The organism is Paenibacillus sp. FSL k6-2145 (assembly GCF_037976585.1).
Taxonomy (GTDB): domain Bacteria; phylum Bacillota; class Bacilli; order Paenibacillales; family Paenibacillaceae; genus Paenibacillus.
In genome coordinates this window covers 1,650,573-1,665,707 of sequence record NZ_CP150267.1, presented here as the reverse complement: position 1 = coordinate 1,665,707, position 15,135 = coordinate 1,650,573, and the positions used below count along the sequence as shown (strand labels likewise).

The 15,135-nt window shown below is 47.5% G+C and carries 12 protein-coding genes; 7 read left to right on the top strand and 5 right to left on the bottom strand.

From position 1 onward, the window contains the following. Positions 1 to 33: 33 nt before the first annotated feature. Positions 34 to 624, bottom strand: a complete 591-nt coding sequence (locus tag NZ043_RS07310) for a GNAT family protein (RefSeq protein WP_339311229.1) — start codon at positions 622 to 624, stop codon at positions 34 to 36. A gap of 160 nt (positions 625 to 784) precedes the next feature. On the opposite strand from NZ043_RS07310, the gene NZ043_RS07305 reads away from it, so the two are divergent. Continuing rightward, on the top strand, positions 785 to 2,254 hold the full coding sequence (locus NZ043_RS07305) for a PLP-dependent aminotransferase family protein (protein ID WP_133386181.1): 1,470 nt from the start codon (positions 785 to 787) through the stop codon (positions 2,252 to 2,254). Here the strand turns inward: NZ043_RS07305 and NZ043_RS07300 are convergent. Beyond that, positions 2,251 to 2,877, bottom strand: a complete 627-nt coding sequence (locus NZ043_RS07300; RefSeq protein WP_339311226.1) for a TetR/AcrR family transcriptional regulator — start codon at positions 2,875 to 2,877, stop codon at positions 2,251 to 2,253. The two genes, NZ043_RS07305 and NZ043_RS07300, sit on opposite strands and share 4 nt — an antisense overlap. Positions 2,878 to 3,055: 178 nt before the next feature. Here NZ043_RS07300 and NZ043_RS07295 point away from each other — a divergent pair, with 178 nt between their 5' ends. Together NZ043_RS07295 and NZ043_RS07290 are read left to right on the top strand one after the other, a co-directional pair. Then, positions 3,056 to 5,287 (top strand): MMPL family transporter, encoded by a 2,232-nt coding sequence (locus NZ043_RS07295; RefSeq protein ID WP_339311224.1) that lies wholly within the window; start codon positions 3,056 to 3,058, stop codon positions 5,285 to 5,287. Positions 5,288 to 5,557: 270 nt separating this feature from the next. Then, positions 5,558 to 6,511, top strand: coding sequence for a nucleoside hydrolase (locus tag NZ043_RS07290; protein ID WP_091035973.1), 954 nt, complete (start codon positions 5,558 to 5,560; stop codon positions 6,509 to 6,511). 227 nt (positions 6,512 to 6,738) lie between these two features. Here the strand turns inward: NZ043_RS07290 and NZ043_RS07285 are convergent, their stop codons facing one another. From NZ043_RS07285 to NZ043_RS07275, 3 genes are all read right to left on the bottom strand, one after another. After that, complete coding sequence (locus tag NZ043_RS07285) at positions 6,739 to 8,457, bottom strand: methyl-accepting chemotaxis protein (RefSeq protein WP_339311222.1); 1,719 nt, start codon at positions 8,455 to 8,457, stop codon at positions 6,739 to 6,741. Positions 8,458 to 8,730: 273 nt separating this feature from the next. Continuing rightward, positions 8,731 to 9,477: a DUF3105 domain-containing protein gene (locus NZ043_RS07280; RefSeq protein WP_339311220.1), complete on the bottom strand. Its 747-nt coding sequence runs from the start codon at positions 9,475 to 9,477 to the stop codon at positions 8,731 to 8,733. 319 nt (positions 9,478 to 9,796) lie between these two features. Then, positions 9,797 to 10,711 carry a hypothetical protein gene (locus NZ043_RS07275; protein ID WP_249912749.1) on the bottom strand — a complete coding sequence of 305 codons (915 nt, stop codon included), beginning with the start codon at positions 10,709 to 10,711 and terminating at the stop codon, positions 9,797 to 9,799. 376 nt (positions 10,712 to 11,087) lie between these two features. Between NZ043_RS07275 and NZ043_RS07270 the strand changes: the two genes are divergently transcribed. The 4 genes from NZ043_RS07270 to NZ043_RS07255 all read left to right on the top strand — a co-directional run bounded on the left by NZ043_RS07270 (position 11,088) and on the right by NZ043_RS07255 (position 15,132). After that, positions 11,088 to 11,432: a Na-translocating system protein MpsC family protein gene (locus tag NZ043_RS07270; RefSeq protein WP_017691786.1), complete on the top strand. Its 345-nt coding sequence runs from the start codon at positions 11,088 to 11,090 to the stop codon at positions 11,430 to 11,432. A 448-nt stretch (positions 11,433 to 11,880) separates the two neighbouring features. Beyond that, positions 11,881 to 12,951, top strand: coding sequence for an ABC transporter substrate-binding protein (locus NZ043_RS07265; protein WP_249912792.1), 1,071 nt, complete (start codon positions 11,881 to 11,883; stop codon positions 12,949 to 12,951). Positions 12,952 to 13,052: 101 nt separating this feature from the next. After that, positions 13,053 to 13,991 carry a nucleoside hydrolase gene (locus tag NZ043_RS07260; RefSeq protein WP_339311218.1) on the top strand — a complete coding sequence of 313 codons (939 nt, stop codon included), beginning with the start codon at positions 13,053 to 13,055 and terminating at the stop codon, positions 13,989 to 13,991. 319 nt (positions 13,992 to 14,310) lie between these two features. Then, positions 14,311 to 15,132, top strand: a complete 822-nt coding sequence (locus NZ043_RS07255; RefSeq protein ID WP_036612869.1) for an ABC transporter permease — start codon at positions 14,311 to 14,313, stop codon at positions 15,130 to 15,132. Positions 15,133 to 15,135: the final 3 nt, after the last annotated feature.

The following is a 15,135-nucleotide window of genomic DNA, read 5'->3' as shown; positions in this document are numbered from 1 at the left end:
GGTTTTTTAGGTTGATTTTAGCTGATCGGAAACTTAAACATTCCCTACCTGATCTTTCATATGACGTTGCCTAAACTCATCCTCCAGCATGCTCATCTGAATGGCATCATGGTATTGATGATTGTAGAACAAGACATCTCGCTTCACACCCTCGCGCTGGAATCCGAGTTTCTCATACGTGCGAATGGCTCGCTCGTTGAAGGCGTACACCTCGAGCTCAATTCGATGCAGGTTACAGATGCCGAAGCCGTAGTCCAGCATAAGCAGTAACGCCTCACTACCGTAGCCTTTTCCTTGATGCTCCGCCTGATCGATGGCAACCCGAATATGTGCACTGCGATTCTTGGCATGCATGTCCATCAGGACGACATCTCCGATGATCTGGTCATTTTCCTGTAAAGCAATAAGTAGCATGAGTCTGGTGTCATCTTGTGCAGCGCTCTCAACATAACGTTCAACCTGAGCGCGTGTAAAACTGTTCTGTGTTCCTGTCAGCCTACGCATCTCGGCGTCAAACAGACCGGGGAAATAAGCATCCACATCTGTAATCTCGAAAGGACGCAGATATATGCGCGACGTTTCTAGCAGACGGGGGATACGTGGGGAAGGTTTTGAATGTGACATTAGTTGTTCCTCCTATGGGTTCAAGGCGGGACAGATTTAGATCGCCCTGCCTCTTAAAGTTGGCGTTACATATTGATGATGACATGAGTATATCCCAATACTGTATACTTCCAAATATACAGTTTTAATTAATTTTACAGGACAGATGAGGTGTATCATTATGATTACATTACCGAAGCTGGACGAGAACGATAGTGCGCCAATCTATGTACAGCTCTCGGATCATATCAAAAGGGAAATCATTCACGGGGATTGGGCTGAGTATAGCCGATTGCCTTCGGTGCGAAAGCTTGCCGAGATGCTTGGGATAAGCACCACTCCGGTGGAGTGGGCCTATCAACAATTGATCGCCGAAGGATATATATACAGTCAACCACGTCGTGGTTATCGTGTTCGTGCCATGGTGGACAGCGATCATGCCATGCAGATTGGGCAAAGAGATAAAAAGACAGCCGGACAAGCTCCCGTGGCCCGAACGACGTGGTCAGATCATCAGGCAATACGCCCTGCCCGAGCAGTTCAATATGATTTTCATATGTCACGCAATGATTTCAGCCTGTTTCCAATTGCCAAGTGGCACCAATATGTTAATCGAATCTGGCGGGAAGAAGCGAAGGAGCTATTGTTCTATGGGGACCCTCAGGGAGAATGGGGGCTACGATGTGAAATTGCTGTCTATCTTGCGCAGTTCAGGGGAGTCAGCTGTTCTCCAGAGCAGATTGTTGTGGGTGCTGAACAGCATCTGCTAATGTCCCTATTAGCACAGACCTTGCTTCACAAGGGAGAATCAATGCATTCCATAGGTGTAGAGAATCCTGGATACCGACTGTTACCTGGCACATTCCGCAATTATGGTTATCAGGTTGTCCCGATCTCTCTGGACCCTGATGGCATAAACCTGAGGGAGCTGGAACAGGCCGGGGTGAAATTGGCGGGTGTGTCGCCCTCTCACCAATTTCCACTAGGTATGACCATGCCGATTACCCGAAGATTGGCGTTGCTGGATTGGGCGGAACGAACAAAGGCATATATCATCGAGGATGATTACGATGGGGAGTTCCGGTATCATGGAAGACCAATCCCTTCCATGCAGGGGCTGCGTGAAGGAAGCCGCGTGATCTACATGGGTGGGTTCTCACAGGTCCTCGCACCTGCTCTTTGTATCCATTACATGGTACTTCCCAGAGAATTTATGGATGATTTTCGCGAAATGTATAAGACTATTCTATTCGAACAATCAGCTTCACGGCTCCATCAACGGACATTGGAGATGTTCATGCGTGAAGGGGAACTGGGCAAACATATTCGTAAAATGCGTAATGTCTACAAACGAAAGCATGACCTGATCGTTCAGGCCATTCATCTGCATTTCGGGGATCGGGCCGAAATAAGGGGTCAACATTCCGGCTTCCATCTGATATTGCGAATGGCAACCACACAGTCATCCCAAGAAATGGTGACCAAAGCGATAGATGCAGGGATACAGATCAGTTCAACGGAATATTTGTGGGCGAACGGGAGCGAACCAGCAGACGGCAAAAGAGAGTTCATTATCGGTTTTGCCGGAATAGAACCGGAACGCATTGACCCGGGTATTGCCGCATTGGCTAGAGTCTGGGGCGATTATTAGTTCCGCTTAACCGCTCCATCCAGAAATAGCCCCACCAGTTCCCGTGCAAGTTCCTCGATGCTGCCGCCATTCATGTTGCGTACATCTTCGCGGTTCGCGAGCATCAGCAGTGACGTAAACGCATGGGCAAGCAGCATGGGGTTCCCGACCCGCAAATAACCATTGTCCATCTCCTTCTGAAAATGGGTGGCTAGCACTTCAAAGATACGAACCTCCGCTTCTCGAATCTGAGCGAGCTGCTCCGGGTCCAGATGTTTCTCGGCTTCTCGCATCATGGTCTCCGTTTCAATATGGGAGTGTTGCATCTTCGCTTCGGCAACCTTGATCAGCCGCTCTTGCAACGTACCTGGTTCATCCAGACGGAGTGAAGTCTGGTGCATGCCCATCGCCATCATGCGTGTAATGGCTACGGTGAACAGATCGGCTTTGCTGGAGAAGTGATAATAGATCGATGCTTTGGTTACATTGCATAATGAAGCAATCTGCTGGAGAGAGACGGGTTCATACCCGTATTCCATAAACAATCGTGAAGCTGTCATCAATATGTTGGATTGCACAGATGCTTGATCCACACCTGTTTTGGGTCTACCCGGTGAACGGGGAATGTTTGTTTTTTTGCTCATAAGTACATACCTCTTTACGTATTTAATTGCTTGTTAGAAGTGTTCACAAAATTAGGCATTGCAAAATTAACCTTCCGGTATATATAATTAACTCGATTATACTATGACCCGTGGTTCATTACTACACCATCATATATATTAGGGCTTCATAGAAACAGAATAGGGAGATGAAGAGACAATGCAGGAAGGTTCGGGTTACGGCCGCTGGGTTGCCGGCAAACGAAGCAAATGGATTACACTGTTGGTATGGATCATTATCGCTGTTGTGCTTGGCATGGTATGGCCTGCTGTAGGTGATCGTGAAACCAATAACGCACAGGATCTGAGTGAATCCAAGCCATCGGTTCAGGCAGCTGCACTTGCCGAGAAGGAATTCCCTGGCGGTGAAGGACTGCCCGCACTGATCGTATGGCGTCAAGCCGGCGGTCTGACGGATGAGCAGATTCAGAACATTCAGGCATTAACGGAGCGACTGGATCAAGATCCGGTAGAACAACAACAGTCCGTTGTGCCACTTTATCAATTGCCACCACAGGCATTGAAAGGCCAGCTTTCGGAAGACGGAAGTACCTTGGTTATGCCACTTTTCTTCAATGAAGGTGCCGATTCGGAACAATTGAAGGAAGGTATTGAAGCGCTTGAGCAAAAAACACAAGACATCTTCGGGGCAAACCCGTTCGATGTAGCCATAGATGATACCAATACATTGGTTGCCCGTGTAACAGGGCCAGTAGGAATATCCATTGATGCGAGCGGGCTATTCTCCTCCGCCGATGTATCCTTGCTGATTGCTACGGTTGTACTGGTATTAGTACTGTTGCTGTTGATCTATCGTTCGCCAGTGCTGGCGATTATCCCGATTATTGCTGTTGGTTTCGCGTATATGGTGACAAGCCCGATTCTGGGATTCATGGCGGATCAGGGCTGGATTACGGTGGACGCACAGTCGATCTCAATCATGACTGTATTGTTATTTGGAGCAGGAACGGACTACTGCCTGTTCATGATCTCCAGATACCGCCAAATTCTCTATCATGAGCCGGACAAAAAGAAAGCCATCTTCCAGGCAATCACCGGATCTTCCGGCGCCATTGCCATGAGTGGGTTCACGGTCGTTGCAGCACTACTGGTGCTGTTGCTGGCTGAATATGGTGCATATCATCGTTTTGCCGTACCATTCAGTCTGTCCATCTTTATCATGTTTATTGCAAGTCTGACGCTGGTTCCGGCACTTCTCGCGATCTTTGGCCGGGGTTCATTCTACCCGTTCGTACCGCGTACCCATGAGATGGAAGTGGAACGTGCCAAGAAAAAAGGTAAACCGGCTCCTGCCCCGCGCAAAGTGAAGGAAAGCTGGATTGGCCGTGTTGTAGTAACAAAGCCATGGACCGTTCTTGCAATTACGTTGGTATTGCTGGGAGGACTGGCGGCATTCTCTACTCAGGTTAAATTCACGTATGATCTGTTGTCTTCCTTCCCAGAGGATGTGCCTTCCCGCGAAGGTTTCACCGTCATCGGCGAACAGTTCTCCCAAGGTGAGCTGGCTCCAGTGAAAGTGATCGTTGATGCCGAAGGCAAAGAAACTGATCTGAAGCAGCGTCTCGAATCGCTGGATTACATTAGCAAAGTAGGCGATGCTCAGCAGGGTGCCGAGAATGCCAACATTACCGCCTTTGATGTGGAATTTAATCTGAATCCATATTCCATGGAGGCAATGCAGCATATTCCAGATCTGCGGGCTACTGCGGAACAGGCGCTTCAAGACGCTGGTGTAGCTAATGTGGACAGTCAGGTCTGGATCGATGGTCAGACAGCTGAACAGTATGACATTGAAGTAACCGGAGAACGGGATGCCAAGATCATTATTCCAGTGGTCATCGGCATGATTACATTGTTATTACTATTATATCTGCGTTCAGTTGTAGCTACGGCGTATCTGATTGCAACGGTTGTTCTATCGTATTTCTCTGCATTGGGTCTGGGTTGGATCATCATTCACTACGGACTTGGCGCAGATGCCATTCAGGGAGCGATTCCGCTGTATTCCTTCGTATTCCTCGTGGCACTGGGTGAAGACTACAACATCTTCATGATCTCTAGCATCTGGCAGAAACGCAAAACGATGCCGCTTCGTCAAGCGATTAGAGAAGGTGTTGGCGAGACAAGCTCTGTTATTACATCAGCAGGTCTGATCTTGGCAGGAACGTTTGCGGTACTTGCTACATTACCAATTCAGGTGTTGGTGCAGTTTGGTATAATCACAGCTGTTGGTGTGATGCTGGATACCTTCCTGGTTCGTCCGTTCATGGTACCGGCGATCACCGCATTGCTGGGCAAATGGGCCTTCTGGCCAGGCAAATATGTGCCGATTGCAGAGAAGAATGAAGAGAAACAGAACCAGTCCATGTAATGCATGGATTGGGTCAGATGGACGGCTGGGCTTCAAGCCTGCTGTCCATTTCTTTATTTTCCGAACGATAATGACCTCTACCAGTTGTCCTCCTGAGATGGAATGGTGGAACTGTAAAATATCCGCAGGATGAGACGTAATCCTGGCTTTCTTTGTATGGGGAAGGTTTACGTAACCAAGTGTTTTGGGACATAATAGAGGAAGCGTCGGCTTAGGGCAGACGGAAGAATTAACAACAATGGGACAACCAGGGGAAGGATGAAAGCAAGCATGACGAACCAACTTAATGTGTATTTCAACCATGACGGCGGCGTAGATGACCTCGTATCGCTGTTCATGCTTCTGCAAATGGACAATGTACATGTAACCGGCGTATCGGTTATTCCGGCAGACGGATATCTGGAGCCAGCAACAGATGCCAGCCGTAAAATCATCGATCGTTTCGGTACATATTCCGTAGAGGTATCCAAATCCAACTCCAGAGGGAAAAATCCATTTCCTGCGGCGTGGAGACTGCATTCCTTCTATGTAGATGCACTTCCAGTACTGAATGAATCCGGCAAAATGGAAGCACCACTCTCTACTGTTCCAGCACACCAGCATCTGATCGAGAAAGTGCGCAATACCGAAGGCAAAACGTTGCTCCTGTTCACAGGCCCACTGACTGACCTTGCGCGTGCACTCGACGAAGCACCAGACATTGAAGAGAAAATCGACAAGCTGGTATGGATGGGCGGTACATTTGAGCGTGGTAACGTAGAAGAACCTGAGCATGATGGCACAGCTGAATGGAACGTATTCTGGGACCCGGAAGCGGCTTACCGTGTATGGCAAAGTGGCATCCAGATCGATCTGGTTGCACTGGAAAGCACAAACAAAGTACCTCTGACTCCAGCCGTTCGTAACCGCTGGGCAGCGGAGCGTCGCTTCGAAGGCGTTGATTTCCTGGGTAACTGTTACGCAGGTTGTCCGCCACTGGTGTACAGTGAGACAAATTCCACATACTATCTGTGGGACGTGCTGACAACGGCTTCCGTTGGACGCGAGGACATCGTGAAGAAGAAAACCGTAAATTGCATTGTCATCCCGGATGGTCCTAGCCAGGGCCGCACGGTGGAGCAAGCAGACGGACGTCCAGTACAACTGGTGTATGATACCGATCCGGAAGCGTTCTTTACGTACATGACGGATTTGGGTAAAAAAGCTGCTCCGCAGCGATACTAATTCAGGTAGCCTTAGGGCTTGCCATCCTTAAAGGTACAACAAAAATAAAGCCGCAGGCAGTGTCCGGAAATGGGGTTGACCCCCATAATCCCGTCCCTGCCGTGCGGCTTTTTGTTTTGGGCTGATTTTATATAGATTGATAACAGCGATCGGAAGTTTGTTCTGTCATCGAAGTGGCATGTGTGAATATTCTTTAGTTCAATCTGTATAACAATCTAAGCTGCCCGCTATATTTTAAATCGACTAATCAATCCGTTCAGCTCACTGGACAGTACACGGAGAGATTCGGCGGATGCACGCATCTCATCCATAGATTGCAACTGGCTTCCGGTAGCGTGCGACACCTGTTGGATACTTGAAGAGGATTCGCGTGAGATATGTTCCATATCCTCCACAGAAGCGGATACTTCTTCTGCACTGGCAGACAGCTGCTCAGATGCTGCGGATACTTCGTGCAGACGTTCATTCATCGTCTCTATCCCGGTATGAATGGATGTGAATGAACGGCCTGCCTCCTGAACAACAGCGAGACCAGATTGAACTGCTGATGTGCTGGCAGACATATGTTCTGACAACAGGGCGGTCTGGCGTGTCATCTCGGCGATCAGTTCGGTTACATGCTGGGATGATTGCTCTGATTCCCCCGCAAGCTTGCGAACCTCTGAGGCAACCACCGCAAACCCGCTGCCATACTCTCCTGCACGAGCCGCTTCAATACTTGCATTAAGTGCGAGCAGATTGGTCTGTGAAGCGATGCCTTTCATCAGATGTGCCACCGATTCAATTTTACCTGAGTACTGCTCCAGCTGAGAGGTGGAGGCCACCATCTGCACATTTGCTTGATGAATTTTGTCCATGCTGTCAATCGCCGTGTTGATGTTGGCTTGACCTTGCACCGCGTTATTAGTCGTTTCCTGTGAGACATCCGCGACCATGGAGGAAGAATTGGCAATATGCTGCATGCTACGCGTAATCTCTTCCATGGCTACTGTGACTTCGCCTGCACGTGCTACCTGTTCTGCAGCTCCATTGGCCGTATGATTGGTATGCTCGGCAATACGCTGACTAGCTTCGGCAGTCGCCTGTGAATGTTTCGATACACCTTCTGCAGCCTCTAGCAGAGAATCGGAGCTTTGACGGATGCCCGTCATGACATCCCGGGTACCTGTAACCAGATGTTTGAACTCGGAAGCGAGCTGTCCCACCTCGTCCTTGCGACTAAGTTCAACGTTGACGGTCAGGTCGCCTTTTCCTACCTGGGTAATTAACTTCTTCAACTTCACCAATGGTCGGGTCAAGTAATGGGCGAATCCATACACCAGCAAGACACTCAGCAGAACAATAGCCAAGGCTGTCCAGATCATGGTCATACGGTTGCGGGACATCAGTTCATAGACCGCAGTGGAGTCCAGATCCGCACCGACCAGCCCCAGTACTTTTCCGTCATCTCCATGGATCGGCACATATGCTGTAATGGTAGCGCCATATTCATCCTGTGTGAGTTCACCCCGAATAGGCTCATTCTGTTCAAAAGCTTGCAGCATTCCTTCATAATGGGTCTCTTCTGCGGAACCGTAAGGGGAGAAGTCATCCTCTGCCACATCCGCAGCAGCCCCATCCACAACGTAGAAATATGTATTTGTTCCATTTTCTTCGCGAGTACCAAGTGTGTACAGATATTTGAGCCCATTGGCCTCGCGCAGCTGACTAAGCTGCTCACGCAATGTGCCATAATACGCTGTCTCCTCCTGTCCGGTACTGAGTGGTGCATACAGAGAGGTGTCAATTATTGCTACTGCCCGTTCAGCCACAGCCTGTGCCTGCATCCCCATGGATTGTTCGACCAGGTGAGCCGATGAACGGTACATGGTAATGCCAAGAACCGCACCCGAGGCTAGCATCAGACAGGAAAAAAATAAAAAGATCCTCATAAACAAACTGTTCATTGGTAAAAGTGTTCCCCCTTGATCTGTTGAATCAATCGTCTCTTTGTCTCTTTACTTGGTGTTTGTCGTTCTTCTTTGGTTCGTATGTATTGTATATCCAATATACAGTTTTCTACTTGAAATATCGGCATCCGGTCCATAAAGAATTAGCCCCCGAGTCAATTTGATCCGGGAGCTAGTTTCGTTTCAATCCTATATTGACCATGCCCATCATTGGAAGAAACCTCATGGTTACTCCTTAGAGGGGCTTCATATAACTGAGTGATTACCTGATTACATTGTTCCGCCGCCCTGGCGAACAGAGGCAGGAATCTTTTCAGGTCCCTGGTTAATATATTTATTAATAAAAGTACCCACCTTGGCATCATCGAATTGGTCGAGCTTCATCGTTTTGGTCCATGCGGTCACCACGACTTCACTGCCTTCGGGAATATCCTTGTTGGGTACAGCCAGAATACCTGCTCCGGCTTCGCGGAATTTAGCGAGGTATTTCAGATGTTCCTTCAAATCCTCGCTTGCGTTCTCACGATAATAGATGATGATATCCCCGTGCTCCAGATTGTGTACCAGGTAATTATAACCCGGGAAGTCGGTGTAAAATCCAAACTTGATATCATGCGGATTATGCGGCCCTGAAGTCGGGATCTTCATCTCATACTGAATAGGGTCCTCCGTATGGTCAGCCCCGTAATATTTATCGTCCGTCACGTCGATTGTCGCGTTGGACTCCAGATCAGCTACATTATATGTTTTACCTGCCCCTTGCATGAAGAAAAGGCCAAACGTAATAATCGACACAGCCATCATTGAATGTGCAGCCAGCCGAAGGGATCGACTTTTTTTCTGAATGTCCGCCCGCTCTTTCTTTTTCATGTGGCCCAGGATTTTGCCCTGTGTGCGTGATGCCCAGATATAGGCAGCGATGGAGAACAGCAACACGATTACACCTACGATGAGCCACAGGTAGGATGTACCTGCCTCGTGCTCCATTTGCATATGATCCATATGAGTCATGTCCATAGAGAGTTCCTCTGCTTTCTTTGTAAAATGAGTGATTAATACACTACATAATGTAGTGTTTATGGCAACGATGAATCCTCTCATTACGTAACGAGAGTTGCTGGATTGGTTTATTACGTAAATAAGAACATACCTGTTGCACTACACATTATAGTGTATGAAACATATTCGGCGCAACGCTGTCTTGGAAAATCAAAAAAAGACGTTCCCCGCGTGAGCAGGGAACGCCTTAATATAATCTAATGGGATAACAGCGATCGGAAGGTTGTTCTGTCATCGAAGTAACGAGTGCAAACAGCTTTATTCCAACTGAACTATTTTACAGACGACCAAATGGTGAAAGCATCAGGCTGATCAGTCCAATAATAATTTCACCCAGCAATTGATAAACAATAAAGAACACGACCGCATTGGCGATCAGCACACTGTACATGCTGTCGATGGCTGCTTTGGTGCGATTCAGTGGATATTGGAACAGCACCGAGTTCAGAGCGACAAAGACAATGATATATGAGACAGCAAGCAAGGAGATCGCGATGGAATACGAGATAATAATAAACAGATTCGCCAGAACAAGGGATACTACAGCAGGAACAAGCAATGTACCGAACTGGGCAACCAATGTTTTGGGACGGAAGGTTATTTTTTCAATCTTCAGAATAGCGTACATCAGTGCAATTGAGGCAATTAGGATAATGACGGTGAACAATAGCGGCCTTAAAAATCCACCAATGAACAAGCCGTCCATGCCTATGCGACTAAAGGTAATTAAGAAGTATGTAGAAGATAGAACTGCAATCAGCGCCATCGTTAGCCATCCGTTTAGTGAATGCTGGTCGCCAACGGTTTTCATCGTCTGATAAGGACGGGCCAATACACTGAGGAAATAGGATAGATACTGTTTACTTACTTCTTTGGCTTGCTGAACTTTCTCATTCTGCACGATATTATTCCACTGATTGGAGCTATTGTCTCCTGCAGAAGCATGGTCATTGGTGCCTGTTGATTCTCTTGCCTGTTCCTTGTGAATAGATACGGATGGTGTGTTGGATGGAGCGGACTGAGAAGATGTAGCCTGGGTGCTGGACCAACGAGTATATTCGGGTTCGGAAGCAGCAGCAGATTCCGGGTTTGGTACAGGAGTTGGCGAAGAGGTGGTTTGCGTTAGATTAGAGCCGCACCTCTCGCAAAAATGGGCATCTCCATTTTCATGATTACATACTGGACATTTCATGGTATAAGCCTCCAATTTCTAGAAAATAAAAACATGTCAACATTGTGTCTCATTTTAACGGTTGATGACGAAGTTTGTCTATGTTTCGCAGGAATTAATACCCCTACAGAGAGAAAGTTGAAACGAAGACTCGAATGCTGTGTATTAAAACGTAGTTTAGAAGTAACAATAGTATAGGACTGACATGCAGGCATTTTAATGTAAATTCACCGTGGTTTAAGACGAATTGTTTTTGGGGGTAAATGTCTTATCGTTCGCTTCTGTGTGTGATTTACATGTTAAGTATATCTTTTGGGTTGCTCATTTCAGAAGATTTATGTATAATCAATCGTGTTAACACGTCGAATGTACGGTAGTAAGAGATGTGGGTGAGTTCATGGAACTACTGGACAGCAATGAGAGCAAGAAGAAGATGTGCCAGTATTATAACGAAATCTCGAAGGAACTGTTCGGATTTGGCACCACTCTCCTGAGAGTGACCATTGACCAGAATATTGTGACCTTCTACGCGAAGCACCGACGTTCACCGCGCTCTGATGCCCTGGAAGGGGAGGCCCCCGGCTTAAAGCTGGAAGTGGACTTCCGCATGTCTGTCTTATATAAGAAGAAATTCCGGGAGAAGCTCGAGCAACACATGGGTTTGCCAATTGAAGCTATATTGCGGGATTATGATGCGTCCACTCAGTGGGCAATCACGAATGTAATTCTGGAACAGGCCTAGGATGGATCGGCAGGATTATTTCTTGTTGATGTATACAGAGGTTATGGCCCGGATTCATGATCAGGTTCCGTACAATTTCATATGATGGCGTCTGTCTTTGGATTGATTCTGAAGCAGAAACCGATGATGTACCGGCAGCGGGTGTCGCTTTCCTTTGTTTACGAAGAAAAGTGTTCTTGTTTATACAAGAATGCTTTTCTTTTTGTTTTTTAAGTCGAACTAACCCTTTATAACACATCATATTCTTCGAAAATCAGGAAGACCCTTCGATCGCTGTTATCCCCAGATTTCTTTTATTTCCTTTAAATAAGGGAGAAATCTTGTGATAAAGGCGAACACTTCGTTTCTCCAGGTTATTTCTGTTTTCTACGTAAGATGTGTTATCAATTTAGTTCAACTTAATGGTTGGGTTGTTAAAACACATATATCAGGGGGAATCAGGATCATGATGAAAAAGTGGATTAGCGGTTTGGCAGCAGTGGCAATGACATCAGTATTACTTGCAGGTTGTGGCAACAGCACGGATGATGCGACAGGCGGATCAGGCAGTGGGGGAACAGCAGCGAACAAATTGGTTATCTCCACTTGGGGCTTCTCGGAAGATTTCTTTAATGAAGAAGTATTTGGTCCCTTTGAAAAAGAACATAATGTAGACATCGTGCTCGAAGTCGGCAATAACGCTGAACGTCTGAATAAAATTCGTCAAGGTACATCAAATGTCGATGTTATCTACCTGTCTGATTATTATGCACAACAAGGTATCGATGAAGGTCTGTTTGAGAAAATCGACCGCTCCAAAATTCCAAATGTAAATGACATTTATGATATTGCCAAAGCACCACTTGGTGAAGATTATGGCCCGGCCTACACGGTTGGACAGCTCGGTATCGCTTATAACCCGGATCTCGTATCCAAAGAAGTGACTTCATGGAGTGACCTGTGGGACCCGGCGTTCGAAGGTAACCTGACCATTCCGAATATTACGGCAACAGCAGGCCCAATGATTGTGGATGCAGCTTCTCGTGTAGCTGGAAACGATACGTTTAATGAAGATGCGGCATTTGCTGAACTGAAAAAACTGAGCGGCAATGTAGTGAAATTCTATAGCCAAACGTCCGAGTTCGTGAACATGTTCTCCCAAGAAGAGATTGCTGGTGGACCAATCATGGAAATGTATTTCAAAGATCTGAAAGCAGCCGTGCCTAATGCAAAGTTTGTTACACCTAGCGAAGGTGCATATGCCGTGATGAACACAATCAATGTCGTGAAGGGCAGCAAAAACAAAGAGCTGGCTGAAGAGTTCATCAACTGGCAGCTGAGCCAGGATGTACAAGCGAAATCCGCCAAAGCTAAAGTTGATTCCCCGGTGAACACAAAGGTTGAACTGACTGCTGAAGAAGCAGAAGGCGTAACATATGGCGCTGAAGTTGTTGAGAAGCTGAACAAGCTGGATATGGAATTTGTGAATCAACAGGTTAAAGGCTGGACAGATCGCTGGAACCGTGAGATTGCACAATAAATACAAGTAACCGACTGACTTAAAAGTTATCTTTGGTCAACATGTTTAACTTATATCATTTGCAGCAAGCAACCATATCACCGCATAGGAGTTGAGAACGGATGAGTGAAGCGCAAAATCGCATCATTCTGGATGTGGACACGGGGATTGACGATGCACTGGCGATTTTGCTGGCCGTCAAAAGCCGGAAGTTGGACATTCTCGGTATCACCACAGTCTGTGGGAACGTATCACTCCAGCAGGCAACAGAGAATACGTGCAAAATTCTTGAACTCGCGGGTGCACCTGAAATTCCGGTCATTGCCGGAGCAGCTGGACCGCTCACTCGCAAATCGCATTATGAACACCGGGTACATGGACAGGACGGATTGGGCGGTGCGCTGCCTGATCCGGCCGTGTCTAAGAAAGCCGAGGAAGGTTTTGCGCCAGACTTCATCGTGGAACAAGCCAAGCAATATCCGGGCGAACTGACATTAATCATGACCGCACCCTTAACGAACTTGGCCCTCGCGCTTATGAAGTGCCCTGAATTGCCTTCTTTATTGAAGGAAGTCATCTTCATGGGTGGTGTTGTTCGCGGACATGGCAATATTACACCAACCGCCGAGTACAACACATACGCTGATCCAGAGGCCGCTCGCATTCTACTGCATTCAGGTATCGAGAAGCTTACTCAAGTCGGACTGGATGTAACGCGTCAAACGCTGCTGAATGAAGAAACGATTGAGCGTCTCACAGATCCTGCACTGCGCGCGTACGTTGCTCAGAGCACGGAGATTTACATCAACCGTTACGAACAAATGAACGGCGTCCGCGCTTGCGCGTTACATGATCCACTAGCCGTTGGCGTAGCCCTTGCCCCGGAACTGGTAGGACGCAAATCCTATTACGTCGATGTCGAAACCGCCAGCCGCCTGTGCGATGGCCAGATGGTATGTGACTTCCAAAACCGTTTGGGCGAGCAGCCCAACACCCTCGTCTGCGAAACCGTAGACGCAGAAAGCTTCCTTGAACTGTTTATCAACGCGTTAAACGCGTAGCTATGATCTTCACGGCATTGGGGTTCAGTCTAAAATCAATCCTTACGTAATCAGCTGGTAGTGTAGGGGACGAAATCGATTCTGAAGAAGCGAAGCGTTCGCCTAAAAGCTTTCTGAAAGAAAGCTACTTCGGAAGCATACACTATCCTTGGATTTTTCCTTCTATTAAGAAGGAGATCAAGAAAATCCAAGGATAACAGCGATCGTAAGAACGATTCGTAACCGGAACGGCTGGTGCGCTAAACATGGACGTTTATTTTTGAAATGTGCGCCAGTGAAACGTGTGAATAAAACCATTTTACAAGTCAGGAGTATCGCGATGAAGAAATCAGTAATCTACTGGCTATTGCTGCCGGGATTCGTGTTTTTGGCGGCATTTATGATCATTCCGATTGTCCTGACGATCGGATCGACGTTTTTCCAAGAAAACTCCTTCACATTTGAAGGATACATGCATTTTTTCAGAGACCCATACTTTTTGAAAATATTGCTTACGACGCTGCAAGTCAGCGTGGTCACCACCATCGTCTGTGTGGTGCTCGGATTCCCGACAGCTTATTATATTTCGCAGAAAGCGCCGCGCCGCAAAGGTATTTTGCTGGCACTGGCGATCTTCCCACTGCTGACGAGCCCGGTCGTGCGCTCGTTTAGCTGGATGATCATTCTTGGACGCAAAGGGCTGATTAATAACACCCTTGTAGGCCTTGGTATCGTGGACAAGCCGCTGGACATTCTGTACACGCCGGCAGCGATGATGATCGGTCTGACACACCTGTTCCTGCCATTGATGATTATCTCTCTGGTGGGCGTGCTGGAGAACATTGACGGTGACCTGCTCAAAGCAGCACAAAGTCTGGGCGCCTCGCGTATTACGGCATTCCGCCGGGTCGTGTTCCCACTGGCTGTGCCAGGACTTGTGATCGGAGCCGTGCTTGTCTTTGTCGGAAGCCTGACGGCGTATACCACACCTGCCCTCCTTGGAGGAAAACAGCGTGTAATTGCTACGTTCCTGTATCAAAACGCCATGACCCTCAACGACTGGTATCTGGCCTCGGTTGTTGCCGCGATTATGATTGTGATTACATTTGTCGTGGTCGGTGTCATGAACAAAATGGCCAAAACTTTAAATCCGAAGGGGTAGACA